This is a genomic window from Desulfobacterales bacterium (assembly GCA_028704555.1).
Taxonomy (GTDB): domain Bacteria; phylum Desulfobacterota; class Desulfobacteria; order Desulfobacterales; family JAQWFD01; genus JAQWFD01.
On record JAQWFD010000050.1, the window covers coordinates 1 to 21,514 of the forward strand.

General features: G+C 47.4%; 20 protein-coding genes, 1 tRNA gene, 1 rRNA gene, 1 other RNA gene and 1 pseudogene. 1 reads left to right on the forward strand and 23 read right to left on the reverse strand.

Annotated elements, in window-relative coordinates; all coding sequences use genetic code 11:
* The 22 genes from PHQ97_14435 to PHQ97_14540 all read right to left on the reverse strand — a co-directional run.
* Positions 1-90 (reverse strand): 16S ribosomal RNA (locus PHQ97_14435); the annotation flags it as partial.
* Between the two features lie 355 nt (positions 91-445).
* A complete protein-coding gene (gene tyrS, locus PHQ97_14440) occupies positions 446-1,729 on the reverse strand; it encodes a tyrosine--tRNA ligase (GenBank protein ID MDD4393933.1) in 1,284 nt (427 codons plus the stop codon).
* Positions 1,730-1,744: 15 nt separating this feature from the next.
* The gene (gene rny / locus PHQ97_14445; GenBank protein ID MDD4393934.1) at positions 1,745-3,298 is read right to left on the reverse strand and encodes a ribonuclease Y; all 1,554 of its coding nucleotides are present in this window, start codon (positions 3,296-3,298) and stop codon (positions 1,745-1,747) included.
* A 382-nt stretch (positions 3,299-3,680) separates the two neighbouring features.
* A non-coding RNA gene (gene ssrS / locus PHQ97_14450) (6S RNA) lies at positions 3,681-3,863 on the reverse strand.
* Between the two features lie 142 nt (positions 3,864-4,005).
* Entirely contained in the window at positions 4,006-4,296 is a 291-nt protein-coding gene (locus tag PHQ97_14455) for a cell division protein ZapA (GenBank protein ID MDD4393935.1), read from the reverse strand.
* A gap of 44 nt (positions 4,297-4,340) precedes the next feature.
* Positions 4,341-4,583 carry a cell division protein ZapB gene (zapB, locus tag PHQ97_14460; GenBank protein MDD4393936.1) on the reverse strand — a complete coding sequence of 81 codons (243 nt, stop codon included), beginning with the start codon at positions 4,581-4,583 and terminating at the stop codon, positions 4,341-4,343.
* 51 nt (positions 4,584-4,634) lie between these two features.
* Entirely contained in the window at positions 4,635-5,390 is a 756-nt protein-coding gene (locus tag PHQ97_14465) for a sugar phosphate nucleotidyltransferase (GenBank protein ID MDD4393937.1), read from the reverse strand.
* 568 nt (positions 5,391-5,958) lie between these two features.
* The gene (locus tag PHQ97_14470; protein MDD4393938.1) at positions 5,959-6,360 is read right to left on the reverse strand and encodes a F0F1 ATP synthase subunit epsilon; all 402 of its coding nucleotides are present in this window, start codon (positions 6,358-6,360) and stop codon (positions 5,959-5,961) included.
* Positions 6,361-6,387: 27 nt separating this feature from the next.
* Positions 6,388-7,797, reverse strand: coding sequence for a F0F1 ATP synthase subunit beta (gene atpD, locus PHQ97_14475; GenBank protein MDD4393939.1), 1,410 nt, complete (start codon positions 7,795-7,797; stop codon positions 6,388-6,390).
* Between the two features lie 34 nt (positions 7,798-7,831).
* Complete coding sequence (gene atpG, locus PHQ97_14480) at positions 7,832-8,722, reverse strand: ATP synthase F1 subunit gamma (protein ID MDD4393940.1); 891 nt, start codon at positions 8,720-8,722, stop codon at positions 7,832-7,834.
* 60 nt (positions 8,723-8,782) lie between these two features.
* On the reverse strand, positions 8,783-10,300 hold the full coding sequence (gene atpA / locus PHQ97_14485) for a F0F1 ATP synthase subunit alpha (protein ID MDD4393941.1): 1,518 nt from the start codon (positions 10,298-10,300) through the stop codon (positions 8,783-8,785).
* Entirely contained in the window at positions 10,300-10,851 is a 552-nt protein-coding gene (gene atpH / locus PHQ97_14490; GenBank protein MDD4393942.1) for an ATP synthase F1 subunit delta, read from the reverse strand. Before atpH ends, atpA begins: the two co-directional genes overlap by 1 nt.
* Positions 10,851-11,510, reverse strand: coding sequence for a F0F1 ATP synthase subunit B (gene atpF / locus PHQ97_14495; GenBank protein MDD4393943.1), 660 nt, complete (start codon positions 11,508-11,510; stop codon positions 10,851-10,853). Before atpF ends, atpH begins: the two co-directional genes overlap by 1 nt.
* Positions 11,507-11,935, reverse strand: coding sequence for an ATPase (locus PHQ97_14500; protein ID MDD4393944.1), 429 nt, complete (start codon positions 11,933-11,935; stop codon positions 11,507-11,509). Before PHQ97_14500 ends, atpF begins: the two co-directional genes overlap by 4 nt.
* A gap of 321 nt (positions 11,936-12,256) precedes the next feature.
* Positions 12,257-13,360 carry a rod shape-determining protein RodA gene (gene rodA / locus PHQ97_14505; protein MDD4393945.1) on the reverse strand — a complete coding sequence of 368 codons (1,104 nt, stop codon included), beginning with the start codon at positions 13,358-13,360 and terminating at the stop codon, positions 12,257-12,259.
* A gap of 147 nt (positions 13,361-13,507) precedes the next feature.
* A complete protein-coding gene (gene mrdA / locus PHQ97_14510) occupies positions 13,508-15,349 on the reverse strand; it encodes a penicillin-binding protein 2 (GenBank protein ID MDD4393946.1) in 1,842 nt (613 codons plus the stop codon).
* Positions 15,346-15,489 (reverse strand): hypothetical protein, encoded by a 144-nt coding sequence (locus PHQ97_14515; protein ID MDD4393947.1) that lies wholly within the window; start codon positions 15,487-15,489, stop codon positions 15,346-15,348. Before PHQ97_14515 ends, mrdA begins: the two co-directional genes overlap by 4 nt.
* On the reverse strand, positions 15,483-16,004 hold the full coding sequence (gene mreD / locus PHQ97_14520) for a rod shape-determining protein MreD (protein MDD4393948.1): 522 nt from the start codon (positions 16,002-16,004) through the stop codon (positions 15,483-15,485). The genes PHQ97_14515 and mreD overlap by 7 nt, the downstream gene beginning before the upstream one ends.
* A complete protein-coding gene (gene mreC, locus PHQ97_14525) occupies positions 16,001-16,834 on the reverse strand; it encodes a rod shape-determining protein MreC (protein MDD4393949.1) in 834 nt (277 codons plus the stop codon). The genes mreD and mreC overlap by 4 nt, the downstream gene beginning before the upstream one ends.
* 3 nt (positions 16,835-16,837) lie before the next feature.
* Positions 16,838-17,881 carry a rod shape-determining protein gene (locus PHQ97_14530; GenBank protein MDD4393950.1) on the reverse strand — a complete coding sequence of 348 codons (1,044 nt, stop codon included), beginning with the start codon at positions 17,879-17,881 and terminating at the stop codon, positions 16,838-16,840.
* Between the two features lie 289 nt (positions 17,882-18,170).
* A complete protein-coding gene (locus tag PHQ97_14535; protein MDD4393951.1) occupies positions 18,171-19,250 on the reverse strand; it encodes a serine hydrolase in 1,080 nt (359 codons plus the stop codon).
* 5 nt (positions 19,251-19,255) lie between these two features.
* Complete coding sequence (locus PHQ97_14540; GenBank protein ID MDD4393952.1) at positions 19,256-20,209, reverse strand: LD-carboxypeptidase; 954 nt, start codon at positions 20,207-20,209, stop codon at positions 19,256-19,258.
* A gap of 110 nt (positions 20,210-20,319) precedes the next feature.
* Between PHQ97_14540 and PHQ97_14545 the strand changes: the two genes are divergently transcribed.
* Positions 20,320-20,396, forward strand: a tRNA-Pro gene (locus PHQ97_14545).
* Between the two features lie 337 nt (positions 20,397-20,733).
* Here PHQ97_14545 and PHQ97_14550 read toward each other — a convergent pair.
* Positions 20,734-21,387, reverse strand: a pseudogene (locus tag PHQ97_14550) (IS4 family transposase).
* Positions 21,388-21,514: the final 127 nt, after the last annotated feature.

Here is a 21,514-nt window from a genome sequence, read left to right on the forward strand (position 1 = left end):
CTCCTGCAAGCAGGAGAGTTCTCGTGCGACTTGCATGTGTTAGGCACGCCGCCAGCGTTCATTCTGAGCCAGGATCAAACTCTCCAATTAAATCCTTTTTTCTCAGACTTACTTTAATAAGTCTTAACCCTCTTTTCGAGAATCAGACTCGCTGCCACTATTTAGTTTTCAAAGATCAAAGTCTAAAACCAACTATATTTCAAACCGGCTCCGGTGTCAAGATTATTTTTTGCATAAAAACACCAAGCAGATTTTATCATATTTTACACATACACCTTTTGCAGAATATGATTTAAATCCTGATTTGTCAATTTTTTTTTAAATAAAAATCAAGATTTTTTACCATCTATCAAATGGCCCGTATCAAATTAGCGGCCATTTTTATTCGGTCACAATAAAAACTTGGTTTATTTACATTGTGTCCCATAAAATTTCAAGTGTTTTTTTAGGATATTATTTTTATTTTATGATAACATTTTTTTCCTGCCCGGAGCAACAGCTGCAAGTTATCGATATCGTTCTCATTTACCATATATTCAACAGATTCCACACGCTCACCGTTGATATATGCCCCACCCTGCTGTATGAGTCTTCGGGAAGCGCCTCCGGAAGCTGTAAGCCCAACCATAGCAAATAATTTAAATGCAGGTATTCCAGCTTTAAATTGTTCCAAACTGTAACAGGAATGAGGCACCTTATCGTCGTCATGTCCGCAATCTTCCCGCGGCATGCTGCTCGATGGCAATATATCTTCAGGGACCTTTCTTGATCCGAACATACTCGAGGACGACTGAACGGCTTTAACCGCCTCCTGTCTTCCATGCGCAAGTAACGTCGCTTCAAAAGCCAAAACGGTCTTTGCACAGTTCAAATCGGCATCTTTCAGCTTTTCCACCTCTTTGATTTCATTCATTGGAAGAAAAGTAAAAACAGCCAGAAACCGGGCGACATCCCTGTCATCGGTATTGATCCAGTACTGATAATAATCATACGGGGAAGTCCGGGACGGATCAAGCCAGACAGCACCTTTTGCAGTTTTTCCCATTTTAGCACCGCCGCTTGTTGTAATCAACTTAAACGTTATGCCAAACGCACTGCCCTGGCGTACCCTGCGTATCAGATCAATTCCGGCAACAATATTCCCCCACTGATCGCTTCCTCCCATCTGAATGGAACAATCATACCGATGATAAAGTTCTAAAAAATCATACGCCTGAAGAATCATATAGTTGAATTCGATAAAACTGAGTCCTTCCTCAGCTTCAAGCCGCATTTTATAGCCTTCAGCCTTAATCATACGGTTTACACTGAAATACCGCCCGATATCCCTGAGAAAGGATATGTAGTTGAGTTTTGTCAGCCACTCTGCATTATTGAGCAGCAATGCCTTATCATTTTCGAATTCAATAAAATGCGACAGTTGACGTTTTAGCCCTTCAACATTGTCTGCAACAATTTCCGGGTTCAGCAGCTTTCTCATTTCAGTTTTTCCGCTTGGGTCACCGACCAGACCGGTTCCGCCTCCTACCAACGCTATAGGGCGGTGGCCGTTTCGCTGCATGTGAGAAAGTGCCATAATCGGCAAAAGATGACCGACATGCAAACTGGATGCCGTTGGATCAAACCCCACATAACATGTCACCGGACATTTGAGCTTCTCAGACAGCTCCACATCATGTGTTGTTTTTTCAACAAACCCTCTTTCCAGCAAGATATCTAATACGTTCATTATAGCTAACTCCCTCTATTTATTCGCATATTCCACTGCTCGTGTTTCACGTATCACTGTCACTTTTATCTGTCCGGGAAATGTCAGTGTCTCTTCGATCTTTTTAGCGATATCCCTGCTGAGCAACACGGCTTCTTCGTCTGTCACCGATTCGCTCTGAGCCATCACTCTCAATTCTCTGCCGGCCTGTATCGCATAGGAATTATCAACCCCTTCAAACGAATTTGATATATTTTCAAGGTCTTCGAGCCGTTTAATATAATTTTCCAGCAATTCCTTACGCGCGCCGGGGCGGGCCCCTGAAAGTCCGTCAGCAGCCTGAACCAATATGGCATATACTGAGTTGGGCACGACATCTTCGTGATGAGCGGCGATTGCATGAACCACCCTGGCCGACTCGCCGTACTTTTTTGCCAGTTTTGATCCGATCAGGGCATGAGGGCCTTCAACTTCATGATCGGCCGCCTTACCCAAATCATGGAGCAATCCCATCCGTCTTGCAATTTTTTGATTCAATCCAAGTTCGGAAGCCATAATTCCACACAGAAATCCTACTTCTATAGAATGCTGAAGAACATTCTGTGAATAACTGGTTCGAAATTTCAACCGACCCAGATATTTAATAAGTTCGGGATGAATACCATGAACGCCAAGATCAAAGGCAGCCTGCTCACCTGCCTCCTTGACAGACTGATCAACTTCCTGTTCAACCGTCTTGACCACCGCCTCTATTCTGGCGGGGTGAATCCTTCCATCTGAAATCAATCTGATCAATGACAGCCGCGCAACCTCCCGCCGGATGGGATTAAATCCCGAAAGAATCACCGCTTCCGGGGTATCATCGATAATCAGATCAATACCCGTGGCCGCTTCAAGCGCACGAATATTTCGACCCTCTCTGCCAATAATACGCCCCTTCATTTCGTCATTCGGAAGCTGAACCGAAGACACGGTCCGCTCGGCGACATAATCGCCGGCATAGCGCTGAATAGCCGTAGCGATAATTTCCTTTGATTTTTTACTGGCATTTTCCTTAGCTTCAGCTTCAATACGCTTGACTAATTTAGCCCCCTCAAATCGGGCCTCATTTTCCATGTTTTTAAGCAGAAGCTCTTTTGCCTCATCTGCTGTCAAGCCGGATATTTTTTCAAGCTCTTTTTTCTTTTCCTCAATAAGTTCGTTACATAACTGTTCTTTTTGTTCCAATTCTTCTTCAGAATTAGATAATTTTTTTTCCCTTCGGCTAAGCTCTCTTTCTCTCCGTTCGATCTGCTCAAGCTTACGTTCATTATTTTCTTCTTTTTGAATCAGGCGCTTTTCGTTTCGTTTTATTTCAAGCCGGGTTTCTCTGGTCTCGTCTTCAAAATCACTCTGCATTTTAAAAATTTTATCTTTTATATCAACATGAGCTTCCTTAACGAGCCGTTCAGATTTTTGCTTTGCCTCTTCCAGAATCGCATCCGCACAGGCCTGCTGCTCCCGAATTTTTCGAGTTAACAGCCCCTTTTTAATTAAACCGGCAAGAGCTACTCCTGCGCCAAAAACAATCACATAAATGAACAAATTCATCATATTCATGCTATTCATCCCATATCCCCCAAAAGCAAGCCGCTTCTAATTATTTATTTCATTCATCCAATACCAAAGGCAGACAAACGCATCACATGCTGCTTTAAACTTTCGATCCGGATGATTATAGCGCCGTTTCAACCGAATAATAGAAGCCAGCCAATGAGTCCTATCATCATGGCGCAGCTTCGCTATTCAATTCATAAAATTACTTCAAAAACAGTTATTTCCTGTCGCCAGGGCAATGAAATATTCATGTAATGAATTATGAGGGGGAGTTGAAGGGATACAACGAACGGCATTATGAATAAGGCGGTGGAATTACTGTAACCAACTTGCTGATTATCAGATCTGAATAAAAGGCACCTGTCTGTTATGATGCGGAACCCCCGCCACTATGCCGTGTTGTCGGTTCTTTGAACCATTTGGTCAAAGTGGGCGCCTTATAGTTTCTTTAGGCTTTTCTGTACAAGCAGAACCTGCTCACCGAAACTAGCGAAAGCTCCCGTGGACTTTCAATGTTGGGACAAAGATCATCTTCCAATCACGAACATGGCAGGGGTTCACCTCAATGTTAAAAAATAACATCTATATCTGCATCAATAAATCCGGGCCTTTCATAAATATCTTTTAATAACACATCGTATTCATTGTACATTCAGAGCGCTATTGAATCAATAGAGCTGGAATCAGCTTGTTCTCCAAAATCAGGGCAAATGATCTAACCGTTTAAGCAGTTTTGTTGTCCTGAAAGACAAATCATTTGTCAAATCTGAATATTGTTTTTTCAATTCAATATGGTTATAGGCTATATTCATAGCAGCAGAAAGCAAAATCGCAAATTTATTTGTCTGTTTTGTTAAATCGGACTGTTGCATCTCACTCCGGGTTATTTCACACTCAAGAAAATCTGCAACCGCTCGCGCTGTTTGATCTTGGGAATCTGTCTTAAAGGTGTAAAGCTGTCCAAAAATCTCTATCGTTAAAAGTTGTTCCAATGAATAGACATCAACCTTTCTTAAATCCCACGCTTTTATTTATACTACGTTGGTTTTTGTATGTCCTCTAATTTGGTCATCAAAGCGTCAAGCCTGGACCGTATCTGAGATTTGACCCCATTAAATCCGGCTTCGTTCTCATTTTTCTTTTGCAGCTCTATTTCCAATTGGGTTACTTTCTCCCTGAGGTTTGAGTTTTCGGTTTCAAACGCTTTACAGGCTTCCAACAAGTAATCCACCTTATATTCAATCTGTTCAAACTGCTGCAAGAGTTGTGAGCTTTCCAAATTGCCTCCTCATTTAATCTTACTATATATAATCTTTCAACCCATTGAAAGTCAAGATATTTTACCTTTTCGGCGATTCATAATCTTTACGACCGCCAACAGATCCTCAACGCTGTTTACTCCGATAAATTCCTCTGGATCAGAGGCTATCATGACACCGACTTTTTTTTGTCTACTGTATCCCATTTCGATCAGATCGGTCAAGTACATCTCCCCCTGTTTGTTTTCCGTATTTATATTTGCCAGCGCATGAATCAGGAACTCTCTGGAAAAACAATATATACCCGTGTTCACAATATTAATTTTTTTCTGTAATTCCGAGGTATCGGCTTCCTCAACGATTGCAGAAAATCGTCCTTTTTCGTCAAATATGATTCTTCCATATCCGAAGGGATCTTCCCGTTCAACGACAAGGACAGATACATCCCGTTTTTTTTCTTTATGGTCCCGAATCAAAGTCGATAACGTTTCATAGGACAAAAGAGGTACATCACCGCATAAAACGATGACATCCTTTATCTCATCCGGGACACAGGGCAATGCGGTTAACACTGCATGGCCGGTGCCCAGTTGATGTTCCTGATAGGCATACATCACATCCGCATGGGAGGATACCGCTGTCTTAACCAAATCAGCCTGATATCCGATCACCAGTATAACAGTATTGCCGACTATCTGTTTTGCGGTATCAATGACATACAGCACCATGGGTTTATGGTTGATTTCATGCAGTACCTTGGCCGTTTTAGATTTCATTCGCGTACCCAACCCCGCTGCCAGTATGATAACCGCTGTATCATTCTTCACGATGTACATCCTTCCAACCATTCTCCAAATCTTTTCATATATCTGCGCAGGTTAAGTTTCTGACTAAGAATTTTCTTTTCATACAGAAAAAAATCACATCTAATACAATTTTTCAAAGACCAAAACATAGCACAAACATTACCAGTTTTTTTCTTTAAACTAAATCATATTCTGACGTTGATCAACAGATTTTAAAATTTCCCTTGATTGTTCAATCTTGATGGCTATGTAAAAATCCATATTCAGCCCTTATTTGTCATTCCACCAAAAAGAGAAGCCCAGTTATTTCAATGTGCTTTGAATTCCCGCCTGCACGGAAATGACAGGCGTGGGTACTTTTTACGAGTTCATCAACCTTGGCAACTTTTGAATTTAAAGAAGTCGGGTGGGTATTTTTGGATACGGTGATGTGGCAGTATGTAATATAAAAGGCAGGCCGGATTTCCGGTCTGCCTTTTATATTTGAATTTTTTAACGCCTATTTAAAGTCCCTGATTAAAAATCAACATATCAGGCGCATGTACATCTTCAGTTTTTTACCTGTAACGATTTCTCCCCGCCATATTCGCTACTGAATGAGCATCAGACGGTACGTCGCTCTTTGAAATGCTGCGCGTGCTCTTTCAAAATCGATGTCGGTTTCATCCCCTGCCATCCGCTTCTGTGCACGTTCGAGTGCAGCACGAGCGCGTTCAGGATCAATGTCACAACTAAGCTCTGCTGATTCTGCCAAAACAGTTACCTTCTCCGGCAGCACTTCAACAAATCCGCCACTGACAAAAGCGCACAACAGTTCGCCCTGCTTATTCCTGTACTTCAGACTGCCTATTTTCAGGGCTGCCATAAAAGGTGTATGCCCTTTAAGTGCGCCAAACTCTCCAAGATTTCCCGGCGCCATGACAATTTGCACATCTTCACTGACGACAGCTTTTTCAGGGGTAACAATTTCTAATTTCATGTATTCAGACATTATTTTACCCTCGCATATGGTTAACGCCTAGCCCATTTTCTGAGCTTTTTCTACTGCCTGCTCAATGCCGCCGACCATATAGAATGCCTGCTCAGGCAATTCATCATATTTACCTTCACATATTTCCTTAAAACCCCTTACGGTGTCCTCAATCTTTACAAAAGCACCCGGCATTCCGGTAAAGGTTTCAGCGACATGAAACGGCTGAGAGAGAAATCGCTGCATCTTGCGTGCCCGACCAACAACAACCTTATCTTCATCGGACAATTCTTCAATACCAAGAATTGCAATAATATCCTGAAGCTCTTTATACTTCTGCAGTATCTGCTGAACTTCCCTGGCCACATGATAATGTTCTTCACCGATATAGGCCGCATCCAGAATTCGGGAGGTTGAATCCAGCGGATCCACCGCCGGATAAATTCCCAGTTCAGCAATCTGTCGGGACAAAACGACGGTTCCATCAAGATGGGCAAATGTGGTCGCAGGCGCTGGGTCTGTCAAGTCATCAGCGGGGACATAAACGCATTGAACCGCTGTGATGGACCCCTTATCGGTCGAGGTGATCCGTTCCTGAAGCCCGCCAAGGTCGACAGCCAGGGTCGGCTGATAACCTACCGCTGAAGGCATACGTCCCAGAAGTGCAGACACCTCGGACCCCGCCTGAGTAAATCTGTATATGTTGTCAATGAAGATCAGAACATCCTGGCCTTCTTCATCTCTGAAATATTCTGCGCACGTCAATGCGGACAATGCGACCCGTGCCCTTGCTCCGGGAGGTTCGGTCATCTGCCCATAGATCAGGGCAGCTTTTGGCAGAACTCCGGATTCCTTCATTTCGTGGTAAAGGTCATTTCCTTCACGGGTTCTTTCACCGACACCGGCAAATACGGAAATGCCACCATGCTGCATGGCGATGTTGTTGACCAGCTCCATCATGATAACCGTCTTACCAACGCCAGCACCGCCAAAAAGCCCCATTTTACCACCACGGGGGAAAGGTACCAGAAGGTCAATAACCTTGACGCCGGTTTCAAGGACTCGTACACTTGTATCCTGCTCGGTAAATTTGGGCGCCGCACGATGGATCGGCATCATTTTTTCGCGACTGATCGGCCCAAGACCGTCAACCGGGCGTCCTACAACATTTGCAACTCTGCCGAGGCTGGCCTGGCCCACCGACATCATGATCGGCATGCCAGTATCTTTGACCTGCATGCCGCGGACCAGACCATCTGTTACATCCATTGCAATGGTTCGAACCACATTGTCTCCGAGATGTTGAGCGACTTCAATTATCAGGTTATCCGGAGTATCGTCAATCGTGGGGTTGGTTATTGTCAGCGCCGTTAAAATACTCGGCAATTGACCCTGTTCAAATTCTACATCCACAACAGGACCCGTTATCTGTATAATTTTGCCTATATTTTCACCCATTGAATGCCTCCTATCAAAATGCGGTATAATATTTCTAGCCTCTCAAAGCCTCAGCCCCACCGACAATATCCATCAATTCTGCGGTAATGGCTGACTGCCGAGCCTTATTATAAGTCAGAGTCAAATTATCAACCATATCATCACATGCTTTGGTTGCATTATTCATTGCCGTCATCCGGGCTGCATGCTCACTCGTCGATGTTTCCAACAGGGCGCTGTAAATCTGAACGAAAATACTTCGAGGCAGCAATTCCCCTAACAGCTCATCAACTGACGGCTCACAGATATGCTCAGCCAAAAAGGAAGTTTCCTCAGCTTCTCCGGATTCCTCTTTTTCCAGCGGGGGTATGGGAAGAAGCTGTTTGATAACCGGCATCTGTTTCGCCATAGAAATAAATTCAGAGTATATGATGTAAACTTCATCATATTTTTCTTCAAGATATCCGTTTATCAACATTCGACCGACATTGGCAGCGATGGTGAAGCCGAATTTGCTCCCCACGATACCCAGGTGCTCACTTTCAATAGAAATTTTATTGCTCCGGCACCAGTCGCGTCCTTTTTTACCAAAGTTGGAAAATGATACGTCGATATTTTGTTCACGCTTATTTTTATTAAATTTATTGGCTATTGAAATAAGGTTTGAATTAAAACCACCGCACAGGCCTCTATCTGACGTACACAATACAATATTGATCTTTTTTACATTTTCACGCGGCTGCAGCAAAGGACTGACATCATCACCCGCCTTTTCAGCCAGACTGCCCAAGACCTCTGAAAACTTGGACGCATACGGACGGAAGCTTTCCATCATCGTCTGGGCACCGCGCAACTTCGAAGCTGCCACCATATTCATGGCTTTCGTAATCTGCTTCGTTTTCTTTACTCCGCTGATTTTATTTTTGACATCTTTTAAAGTTGCCATATAAATTAGCCCTTATCGCTTATTTCAATTTAGGTTGAGTCCACAGACCTCCGTATAACCTTATTTAATGGTATCCTTAAACGTTTGCTCATATTCGTTCAAGGCTTTGGTCATTAATTTGTCAAGATCATCCGAAATTATTTTTTTCTCTGCAAGTTCAGTAAAAATCTGTGGATACTTGCCTTCTATGAAGCTATAAAGGCCGGCTTCATATTTTGCCAGTACGGCTACCGGAAATTTATCCAGAAACCCTCTGGTACCCGCGTACAGCATGCACACCTGCTTTTCCAGCGGCAGCGGCTGATACTGGGGTTGTTTCAGAATTTCGACCAGTCTCTGGCCACGGGTAAGCTGTGCCTGAGTGGACGCATCCAAGTCGCTTCCAAACGCTGCGAACGCTTCAAGTTCTCTATATTGTGCCAGATCGAGACGCAGATTTCCGGCAACTTGTTTCATGGCCTTGACCTGTGCCGAACCACCCACCCTGGATACAGACAACCCGACGTTAATAGCAGGTCGTACACCGGAAAAAAACAGGTTGGGTTCGAGATAAATCTGACCATCGGTAATCGAAATAACGTTCGTAGGAATATACGCGGAAACATCACCGGCCTGAGTTTCAATAATCGGAAGCGACGTCAGAGAGCCTGCACCCAGCTCGTCACTGAGTTTGGCGGAACGTTCCAGCAGTCGGGAGTGATTATAAAAAATATCGCCCGGATAGGCTTCACGTCCCGGAGGCCGTCTGAGAAGCAGGGAAACCTGGCGGTATGCGACTGCCTGCTTTGAAAGGTCATCGTATATGATCAGGGCGTGCTGTCCCTTGTCGCGGAAATATTCGCCCATGGCGGTTCCAGCGTAAGGTGCAACATACTGTTGTGTGGCAGGGTCACTGGCGCACGCGGCAACAACGGTCGTATATTCCATTGCACCATGTTTTTCGAGAGTAGCCACAATCTGGGCAACGGTAGATTTTTTCTGCCCGCAGGCTACATATATACAAAAAACATCCGTATTCTTCTGCGCCAGAATGGCATCAACCGCAATTGCTGTCTTACCGATCTGCCGGTCACCGATGATCAGCTCACGTTGCCCGCGACCGACAGGCGTCATAGCGTCTACCGCCTTTAATCCGGTATAGCAGGGTTCATGAACGCCTTTTCGGGCAATAACACCGGGAGCCACCATTTCAACCCGCCGGAATTCTTTGGCATCGATGGGGCCTTTTCCGTCAATGGGCTCACCCGTTGAGGATACAACGCGACCCAGAACCGCTTCCCCAACCGGAACCTCAGCGATTCGCCCGGTTCGTTTCACGATATCGCCTTCTTTAATATGGATGTCTTCACCCATAATAGCGATACCCACGTTATCTTCTTCAAGATTCAATGCCATGCCTAGGATGCCGCCGGGAAATTCAACCAGCTCCAGGGCCATTACCTTTTCCAAACCGTAAACGCGGGCAATTCCGTCACCAACAGACAAAACAACGCCTGTTTCGCTGAGTTCGACTTTTTTGTCGTAATCTTTAATCTGCCCCTTGATAATCTGACTTATTTCTTCGGCTTTTATTTCCATTAGACACTCTCACCCCTTTTTAAAGATTCTCTCAAATTGAGCATCTGTGTTTTGATACTCCCGTCCAAAACAAGATCACCCATTCTCGTCACTATTCCCCCAATAAGGCCTGGATCCTGTTCGACCTCAAGAATAATTTCCTTACGTGTCTTTTTAGACAGTGCCGCACGAATCTTTTCAATGGTTTCGGATGAAAGTTCTGTTGCCGAAACCAGACTGGCTTGGGCAATTCCTTTTAACTCGTCGGCCAATTTGTTATAAAACTCATTAATATTCGCCAAAAAGCCAATCCGCCCTTTATCAAACAGCAAAAGGAGGAAAGATGCCATCGTTTTAGAGAGCTTCAGTTTTTTAAGTAATGCCTTCAACACATTTTTCCGACCGGTAGAATCATAAAGGGGGTTCGTCAGAACCTGAGCCAGTTGTTTTTCACCAAAAATCAAACCGGAAATCTCATCCAGCTCTGCTCTGTACTTTTCGGCTTTACCTTCTTCTTTCCCGATCAGCAGAAGTGCTTTGGCATAACGCCTGGATATCGCAAAATTTTTCATTATGCCACCTTCTCTAAGTATTCATCTACAAGTTTTTCCTGATCTTTAGCCGAGATTTCTTTTTTGATGATCTCTTCGGCTTTTACCAGCGCCTTTTCCACGATCTCATTTTTCAGACTCTGACTGGCCTGCCTGAACTCATATTCGATATTACGCTGTGCCTGGTCCTGAAGCTTCTCAGCGGCAACTTTTGCTTCCTGGATAATCCGCGATTTAGCCTCATTGCCCTGTCGGATATAATCCTGAATCACCTGTTCAGCTTCCTGTTCCAGATTGGCCATCCTTTTCTGGTATTCGGCCAGTGTTTTCTCCGCAGCCTCTTTTTGGGTTTCCAGATTGCCCAACTGTTCCCTGATACCTTCTATCCGCCCGTTCAACGCCTGAGAAACGGGCTTCCGCAGAAGATAAAACAACCCGACCGCCAATACCACAAAGTTCATGACTTTGTACGTATCAGTGGGAAGCCATCCTTTTGACTCGGCTGCATGTCCAGATTCAGCTTCATGCCCTGTTGATTCCACAGCTTGCCCTGTTGATTCAGCGCCATGGCCTTCTTCTCCCGAAGCGCCCGTGGCAAGGCCGGTGAAAAAAAAGAAAAGCCCCGCTGCAATCAAGCCCATGGCAACAAAACGTTTCCGGTTAGAACCTGAAATTTTCATCGAACCGCCCTCCCCAGAATTTTTTGGCCTATCGCCTCTGCAAAGTCATCAATTTCCATTTCAAGCGACTTTCTAACGGCGTCAGCCTCTTTCGCGATTTTCTCACGAACTTCGGCATGTTGAGCCTGAGCCTTGGCGTTTATGCTTTCAAGTACTTTTTTTTCTTCCTCGGCCGCCGCTTGAACCAATGTCTCCTTCGCCTTTAATCCATTGCCCCTTGCCGCCTTCAGCCCCTCAGCATAGGCTGTTTCGGATTCTTTCGCCTGCTGATCAAAAGTTTCGATTCCATCCTTAAGGCCTGAAATTTTATCCTGCCGCTCGCGTATCATCTTCCGGATCGGTTTGTATAAAACTATATTCAGTACCCATATCAGGATCAAAAAGTTAGCCATCTGAATCCATACAGATCCATTAACGCTTATCATAGGGCGCCCTCCGTAACATTGATTTATTTATCCTGATTATAATTAATATGCTAAACTTTGGGGGTCTATAACATCAGCTCTAGCAAAATGTCAAAGGTTTTTTAAATTTTTATATTTAACTAACATGCTGTTTTAAAGAAAAGGAATATGACAGGCTGTTATTAGTGAATTTCAGATTCATCCCGATCCGAAAGCCATACTTGCGGCTTCATAAGCTAATATCTGAACTGCTGACAAAGGCTTCACGAGCTTCGCGGTATTTCGCGTCAGGGCAGACGCCAGCGGTTGCCCCCCCCCCCCCGTACCGGCCGGATTGATTCTCTAATCCATGACAAACCGTCTCATGCTGATGTTCATCAAAATGCCGATTCCGATCATCATTGTGATGATCGATGAACCGCCGTAACTGACAAACGGCAACGGGATACCCACCACAGGCATAAGGCCCATCACCATTCCTGTGTTGATCAGCACCTGCCAGAAAATCATCACCGTGATTCCCACGGCAAGTATCGACCCGAACGGGTTCCGGCATTTGTAAGCGATAGACAATCCTTTGGCAAGTAACAAAAAGAATAAAAACAGCAGGGATACTGTTCCAAACAGCCCCCATTCTTCTGCCAGCACTGAAAAAATAAAATCCGTGTGCTGCTCCGGCAGAAACGAAAGAACGTTCTGGGTTCCTTCCAAAAAGCCTTTCCCGAATATCATTCCGGAACCGATAGCAATTTTGGATTGAATGATATGATACCCGGCGCCTAAGGGATCCCGGTCCGGATTCAGAAATGTCAAAATCCGCTGTTTCTGGTACCCCTTCAGGAAAAACCATACCATGGGAACAAAGACAAGGCCGGTTCCGGCCAAATACATCAGAGACCGTTTTTCGATTTTAATAAACAGGGTCATCGATCCGACGATCAGAATCAACATCAGGCCGGTTCCCAGATCAGGCTGCCTGACAATCAGCAGAAAAGGAACAGCTGCCAGTAAAAGGGGAATTACAAGCTCACGCAACGTGAATCCGGTTGTATTGACTTCCTTTGAATAATATCTTGCCAGAACGATGATGATGGCGATTTTGATCAGCTCCGACGGCTGGACGGATATCGGTCCCAGCATCAACCAGCGCCTGGACCCTGCGACGTATTTACCAAACAGCAGTACGGCGACCAGCAGCCCCACACAAGCCAGATAGATGACGTTTGCCCATGGGTCAAGTAATTTATAGTTAAAAACAAAGCAGCATACCATCACCGCAACGCCGATTCCGTACCAAATCAGCTGCTTGGCATACAGCGTTTTGAGGATGGACTGTGACCCGGAGGCCGACGCGCTGTACAAAGTTACAAGGCCAAAAACGGCAATCAGCACCGTAATGGCCAAAAGCCCCCAGTCAAAACATTGTACAAGCCGCCGATCAAACATATTTAACTCCAGAATTAGTGCGCTCGCCAGTCATCATCCCTCAGACTTTCAACTTGTTTCTGCCATCTACCCGATGGGGGACGCCCCTCAGTGCCTGTCTTTTTAAATCCGGATGGATGGGCACTGACGATTTTCAGTCATCCGCCATTACGAGGCTTGACCGCTGACGGCCGACTGTTCCCCCATATAAAACTGAATCAGATCCCTCGCAACGGGGCCCGCGGCACTTGCGCCGTGTTCGCCATGTTCTATGATCACCGAAACGGCGATGCGCGGATGGTCGGACGGCGCATACGCCACAAACCAGGCATGAGGTTTTAAGTGATCCGACAAATCGTCATCCCGATCGTCCTTTGATTTATGGCTGAACACCTGAGCGGTCCCGGTTTTCCCGCTGATCTCAATGTCCTTGAGATGTGCGATCTTTGCGGTCCCGGTTTTCCCGTTGACAACCTGCCACAACCCCTTTTTCACCAGATCCAGAGTCGTTTTGCTGAAAGGCAGCCGATCAACTATCCGTGGTTTGTTTTCAAGGAGTACGTCCCCGTTCACCGAACAAATCCGCCTCACCAAAATCGGCTCCGGCCGGTTGCCCCCGTTGGCAACCGCTGCCATAAACACCGCCATCTGCATCGGCGTCACCAGATTATATCCCTGCCCAATGGCCACAGACAGCGTTTCTCCTGCCTGCCACGAAATACCGGTTTTTCGTTTTTTCCACTTTGAAGTAGGAATCAGTCCGCTTTCCTCATTTTCCAGATGGAGCCCGGTTTTGACTCCCAGACCGCACCTGTTGGCGTATTCGGCAAGTTTATCGACCCCCAGGCGCTGTCCTAACTGATAAAAAAACACGTCACAGGATTGAGACAGTGCTTCTTCAACAGCTAACGCCCCATGGCCCTGTTTTCGCCAGCACCTGAAACGGCGATCTCCGAATTTATAGGAACCATAGCAGGTAAATTCGGTGTGTTCATCAATAATCCCTTCTTCAAGGCCCGCAATCGCCGTGATAATTTTATACGTAGAGGCCGGAGGATATACGGCCTGAATGGTTTTATTCTGCAGGGGTTTATCAGGATTGGATAACAGCGAACGCCATTGATCTTTGGATATCCCGCCCACAAATTCATTCTGATCAAATGAAGGGCTGCTCGCCATGGCCAAAATTTCTCCGGTATCCGGATCCATCGCGACAACGGCGCCTGCCCTTCCCGCCAGCAAGGTTTCCGCCTTCCGCTGAAGTGCCGAATCGATCGTCAGATATACTTCGTGACCCTGCCCGGCATCGACGGTTTTCAGCACATTGACCACCTGCCCCCTCACATTCACTTCGACCTGCCGGCCACCGCCCGTTCCGTGCAGATACGACTCATAAATTTTCTCAACACCGTATCTGCCGATATAATCACCGCCCCGGGTTTCCGGAAATTTTCCGCTTCGGAGTTCTTCACCATTGATCTCGCCAAGATATCCGATCAGATGCGCGGCGCTTTGCTCATAAATATAATGTCTGCAGGGGGTCACCGTTATCTCAACGCCGGGAAGGTCATATTGATGAACCTGAACAGCCGCCATGATGTCCCGTCCGACATCGGCTTGCAGCAGAATCGGTTTATAGGAGGGAACCGATTTATTCCGGGTGATCGTTTCGGCAAACTGTTCAACGGGAACATTGATATACCCGGACAGTTTCTCAAGCGTTTGAGTGAGCGGTCTGGCATCTTTCAAAATAATGCTCAGATCAAACGAAGGGCGGTTATCCACCAGCAGTTCGCCATTTCGGTCAAAGATCAGTCCCCTCTGCGGGCTGATATATTGAAGGCGGATGCAGTTGCTTTCAGACAGGCGCCTGTATTCGTCCCCCCTGATGACTTGAAGATAAAACAGGCGGACCAGAAGCACAGCAAATGCTGCGACGATAAAAAGCAGAACGCCGGTTAACCGTTGGCGGAACCAGTTGCTGTCAGCAGATTTAAAATAGTTATTCAAAATTCCTCAACCAATGCCGAAACATCTGCCCGCAGATGAAGAACGCATGCCGGCACCCCCCGGGCCGTCAGGGCCACGGAAAAAAATCCCGCACAATCCCGGCACAATTTATTCTTGCCGGGCCCGTACCGGGTCAACATTTCCGTTCTCCGGAAGACCGTACGGCCAGCCACCTGTTCCATTTGCCAGACAAATATTCAAGGCCGGATACCATCAACGGAGCGGTTGCAGACGCAACCACCGTCTGCCATACGATCGTGTTGGCAATGGATCCGTACATTCGATCCTCGGTGCCCTGTAAAAAAGCACTGATCAGCATCAGCGTGTTTTCCATCACCACCCCGACCGCCGATATCAAGACCAGAAAAAAAAGGTTTTTCACATGGATAAACCTCCGGGCCAGCTTGACCGCCAGAAACAGCCATAAATACGTGGTGATATAAAGTCCGAAAGGGGCGCCTGAAAGCTGATCCATTAAAAACCCCAGGACCAGAACCCCCAGAATGCCTTCCCGTGGCGATCGGTATATGCCGGCAGAGATCACTACAGGCAACAGCAGATCATAACAAAAAAAATAAAACGGCAAACCGGGACAGATGGTCGTCTGGAAAAGGATCAACCCAATGCCGGTTATCGCATAAAAGCCATATTTCATTGCCCGCTCCCGGCGGCCGGCTCGGGCGTGTTAAATAGAATCAATACCTCTTCGAGCTTTTCAAAATCCACATACGGGGTTACCGTAACCTCCTGGAAAATACCGGAATTTCCCTTGACCACCGCAGAGACCTCACCGATTCGAATCCCCTTGGGAAATGCCCCGTCCAGACCGGAGGAGACAACCGTATCCCCTGTACGGACATCATGTTTGCGCAGCACATATTTAAATTTGAATTGCCCGTTTCCGCCTCCCTGAATAATCCCCCGTGCGCGGGTCCTCTGGTCCAGTGCATCAATGGCGCTGTTCTGGTCGATCAGGAGCAATACTTTCGAAAACCGGGACGATGATTCCGTGATCAGTCCGGCAATTCCCTCGTGGCTGACAACCGGAAGCCCTGAAACCACGCCGTCTGATTTGCCCTTGTCGACAATGATCGTCTTAAACCACGGGGACGGATCTTTTCCAACCACCTCTGCCGCAATGGACCACCATTGAACCGTTTTTTTAAAATCAAGCAGATTCCGGAGCCGTTGATTGGAAAGCGCCAATTCCTTCAGCTGGTTGTTTTTCTCGATGCTGAGGCTCAAGGCCTGTTTCAGGTGCTCATTTTCTTCGGCCGCTGAAACCAGGAAAAAATAATCTCCCCATATATCTTTCAAAAATCGAACAGACTGGGCAACCGACTTCTGGAGTGGACCGAGCACAGGAAGCACCACGCGCCCCTGCCCGACATCAGGACGACGCGTACTGGTAACCGAAACAACTATGATACCCGCCACCATGAATGCAATGATGCCGGACACCATCATCATCCGTTTAGAAAACATAGCCTAATCAATAACGACCTGTCTGAGGATTTCAATACTGTCCAGGACTTTTCCTGAACCCAGCGCAACCGTTGTCAGGGGGTCTTCGTTCACGGTAATCGGAAGACCGGTCTCCTCTCTGAGCAGTTTATCCAGATTTTTCAGCAGGCCGCCCCCGCCGGTCAGCACAATCCCCCTGTCGACAATATCCGCCGCCAGTTCCGGAGGGGTCTGCTCCAGAGCGATTTTCACCGTTTCCAGTATGGCATCCACCTGCTCGGCGATGGCCATTCGAATCTCTTCCGAATCAATGGTCAGAATTTTAGGAATCCCGGATACCAGATCTCTTCCCTTCACCTCAATGGTTTCGAGGTGTTCGGAATCCGGATACGCCGTCGCGATGGTCATCTTGATAATCTCGGCGGTCCGCTCACCGATCAGAAGATTATATTTGCGTTTGATATGCTGCATGATGGCCATGTCCATCTTGTCACCGGCCACCCGTATGGACCGGCTGTACACGATCCCGGCCAGTGAGATCACCGCAACTTCGGTCGTCCCGCCTCCGATATCCACCACCATGTTACATATCGGTTCGGTAATGGGAAGGCCGGCGCCAATGGCGGCAGCCATGGGTTCCTCGATCAAAAAGACCTCACGCGCACCGGCAGATTCCGCGGATTCACGAACCGCCCTCTTTTCAACCTGCGTAATCCCGGAGGGAACCGCAATAACGATTCTGGGCCGGACAAACGCCCGTCGATTATGGACCTTGTGAATAAAATACCGGAGCATGGCCTCGGTTACCTCAAAATCGGCGATAACACCGTCACGCATCGGCCGGATAGCCACGATATTACCCGGGGTACGTCCCAGCATATTTTTCGCTTCCAGTCCAACAGCCAGCACCTTGTTTTTCATCCGCCCGTCCGTTCGAACTGCAACGACCGAAGGCTCATTCAGCACGATTCCCTTGCCTTTTACATATACAAGCGTATTGGCCGTACCGAGATCGATGGCAAGATCGTTTGAAAACAGCCCTAAAATACTGTCAAAAAAAAGGCTCATGATTCCTCATTTCCCTGTGTGCCATGCGCAAGCATGGCACTTGTTTATTTTGGTATCTATAATGTAGTGATGCTCAATACCGGCGATGGGCCAACAACCGTTCTTATTCACACAGCGCCGGTTTCAAGGCCGAGACCCCGACTGTTTCAGGATATATACTTTCAACACGCGCAGCATAAATTGCTACCAAAAATATGTCCCCGTGACAAGAATAATTATATTAACAAAAAGCAGTTCATAAATTAATGCCGTATTTTAAACGCATTTAAAAAACCGGAAACGAATTCCGTTATCGTCTGCAGCCGGACATGGCGGTGATTACCGCGTTGTGTACCTTCGGCCGGAAGGCACTGATCCGCGTGTTGTCCCGCGAGGGATGAACCCGGTTGGTGAGCAGGATCACGATCACCGACCGCTCCAGATCCATCCAGAACGATGTGCCGGTAAACCCCAGATGTCCCACGCTGCACCTTGAAAAAAACTCCCCGGCGCTGGAGCCCGTGGCGGACGGGGTGTCGAATCCGAGCGCCCGGTCGGTCCCCGGCTGCCGTTTGAAAAACTGCCGCACCAGTTGCGGGCAGATAATGCCCGAACCGATATCCTGATGATAAATTCCCATCAGGTGATCGAGCAGCCTGAATACATCCTCCGCCGTTCCAAAAAGCCCGGCATGCCCCGCGATACCGCCTGCCGCATGGGCGTTGTCGTCGTGGACCTCGCCTTCCAGAACCCGTTTGCGCCACGGGCACTGTTCGGTCGCGGCATACCGGCCGACCGGCCGGGGCCGGTTCAGATCAATGAAAAATAAATGATCGAGGCCAAGGGGCCGGTAGATCTGATCGGAAACATACCGGTCCAGGCGTTGACCGGAAACGGTTTCGACAACCCACTCGAGCAACATGAACCCGATATCACTGTAGAGGGAAAAAGCACCCACCGGGTGAATCAGCGGCTCGTTTCCGAGCAGCTGCCGCAGCGCCGCTTTCCGGCCATCTGCCGGAAAATCGCAAAGTCTCAGATAATACGGCTGATAAGCCGGCAAACCCGACGTATGGGCCAGCAGCTGCCGGAGGGTGATCATCTGTTTTCCGGTGTGATGAAGCGCCGGAAGAATCGATCCCATTGGCTGATCGATTTCAATCACCCCCTGCTCGACCAGTTTCATTACCGCCAGGGTGGTGGCCAGGGGCTTGGTCAGCGATGCCAGATCAAACAGCGTATCATGGGTCACCATCGTCCCGGAAAACACATTGGCACGACCTGCCGCAACAAAACACGTGACCGCACCTTCCCGGGCCGCGAGCAGCACCCCCCCGGGAAAAATCCCACCATCAACCGCCTGCTGCATCATTGTCTGTATTAGATTCATGGTTATCAACTACCGACTCTTGACTCAAAACTCACGACTCTCGACTCTCGACTCTCGAAAGTCAGTGTCTGCCTGCCCGCATCCAGAATCGCCTCCAATCCTATCGGCACCGTGAGGTTATTACGACCGTGACCGATTTCAAACCCCGATACGATCGGGATGTCTTCGTCTTGAAAGGTTGCGGCAACCAGATCCGAAATTTCGCTCATCGACCCGCAGTGATCAAATCCGCCCAGCACCACCCCGGCAACACCGTCCAGATACCCGGCCAGTTTCATCTGCGTGAGCATGCGATCGATCCGATAGGGTGCTTCTCCGGTTTCCTCCATCAGCAGGATATGGCCTTTGAGCATGGGTTCATAGCCGGTTCCGAGCAGATGACATAATGTGGCCAGATTTCCGCCAACCACCCGACCGGAAGCTGTTCCGGGCTTGACGACAGCCGGATTTTCCGCAACGATTTCAATGGCGGCATCAGATGAAAGCGCCCCGGCCAGTGATTCCAGGGTCCGGGCGGAGGCATCCGCCAGCGTGCTCACCATCGGACCGTGAAACGTCACCCATCCGCACCGGGCAGACAGAACGTTCACCAGCGCCGTAATATCACTGAAGCCGACAAAAATCTTGGGATTGGCCCGGATCAGCGCATAATCCAGCAGGGGCAGCAGCTTCATGGACCCGAATCCGCCCCGCGCACAGAAAACCGCACTGATCCCGGGGTCGGTCATCATCCGGCACAACAGCGCTGCCCGCTGCCCGTCGCTTCCGGCAAGGTAGCCGTTTTTCAGACAAATCTCATCCGGAATCCTCACCTCATAGCCCATGGACCTGATCACGGCCACCCCGCGCGCAAACCTGTCAGGCTCAACCGGGCTTGCCGGCGCAACGATGGCAACGGTATCCCCCGGCATCAACCGACGGGGCAGCATATTTTCTGGAGAAATTTGTGAAGGAGTCACTGAAATGCCATACGAAGTCAATGGATTGATTGAAAAAAATATCCTCGATAAATACCATATGATGTATTGACATAACAAGGCCAAAGTGTTAGAAGGGGAAAATAATGTGTCGGGGCGTAGCGCAGACTGGTAGCGCACTTGAATGGGGTTCAAGGGGTCGGAGGTTCAAATCCTCTCGCCCCGACCAGATAAAAAAATAAAGCGGATAACACCTTAATGGGTTATCCGTTTTTTTGTTTTTAACAGACGGGGGAGGTCAGAGGTCTCTGGCACCGCTTAATCTTTAAAGCAACACGATATGGTTGTTTTCATGGATCAGTTGTTTGAACCCTTCCTTTTTTCTGACTCACGGCAGGCAGAAGGTCATGATGTTTTTGTAACAAACTTAATATATTCAGATAATTGGCGAACCAGAAAGCCCTTGATGCGGGAACCGGGCACATCGTCGTTTATAAATTCGACGTAACTATTCAGCGAAAAAATAAAAAGTAGCTAAAAAAAGACTTGACAGCAGCGGTGTCCGGTTAGGTTTTTGCATGTGCGAATAATTCTTTGTGCTCTTTGAAAAGGTTATCATCAACCTGTGAATGCGTGCCGTACAATTCATTACGAATTGTGGCACGAAGTTCCCGGACTCTTTTAATGGAGACCGGTTCATTGAATTTTGTCCGACAGTATATCGCCATCAACAGATATGTGATCAATCCGCCAAGGATTTGTAACATCAGGCCGTATTCGCTTCGAGCAATTAGGTGATATACCTTCAGATGCTTTTTCCACCATTTGAAAAAAGTTTCGATTCTCCATCTGAGTTTGTATGCTGTGGCAATTTGCTCAGCTGTAAGATCATGTCGATCAGTAGCAATAAAATATTTAACGCCATCGATTTTGTAGCCGACAACCCGAACGGATTTTTCAGATTGGTTGATTCGCGGGGTTCCCAGAAGAACCACGGAGTCATAAAAGACATAGCTGTCTGGATCGACAGGATTTTGCTTTACGACAGTTCGAGTTGTCTTAATTTTGATTCTGCAAACAAAATGTTTGCCATCTTGTTGAAGAAGATCAAAATCCTTATGACTTTGGTATCCACGATCCATAACGCCGGTTTGACCCGGGGAAAGAATTCGGCCGACAAAGGGACGTTCTGCACCATTGCCGTTCGTGAGATAAACTTTATTAGCCCAAGTTCGCCAATTTAGATCAAGGCTTGGCGTCATTCGGGGGCTTGGCGATTTTTGTGGTCACTACTCATTTTGCAGCATATCGTTTCCTCGGTAGCGGGACCTCCTTGAGTCCCAGGTT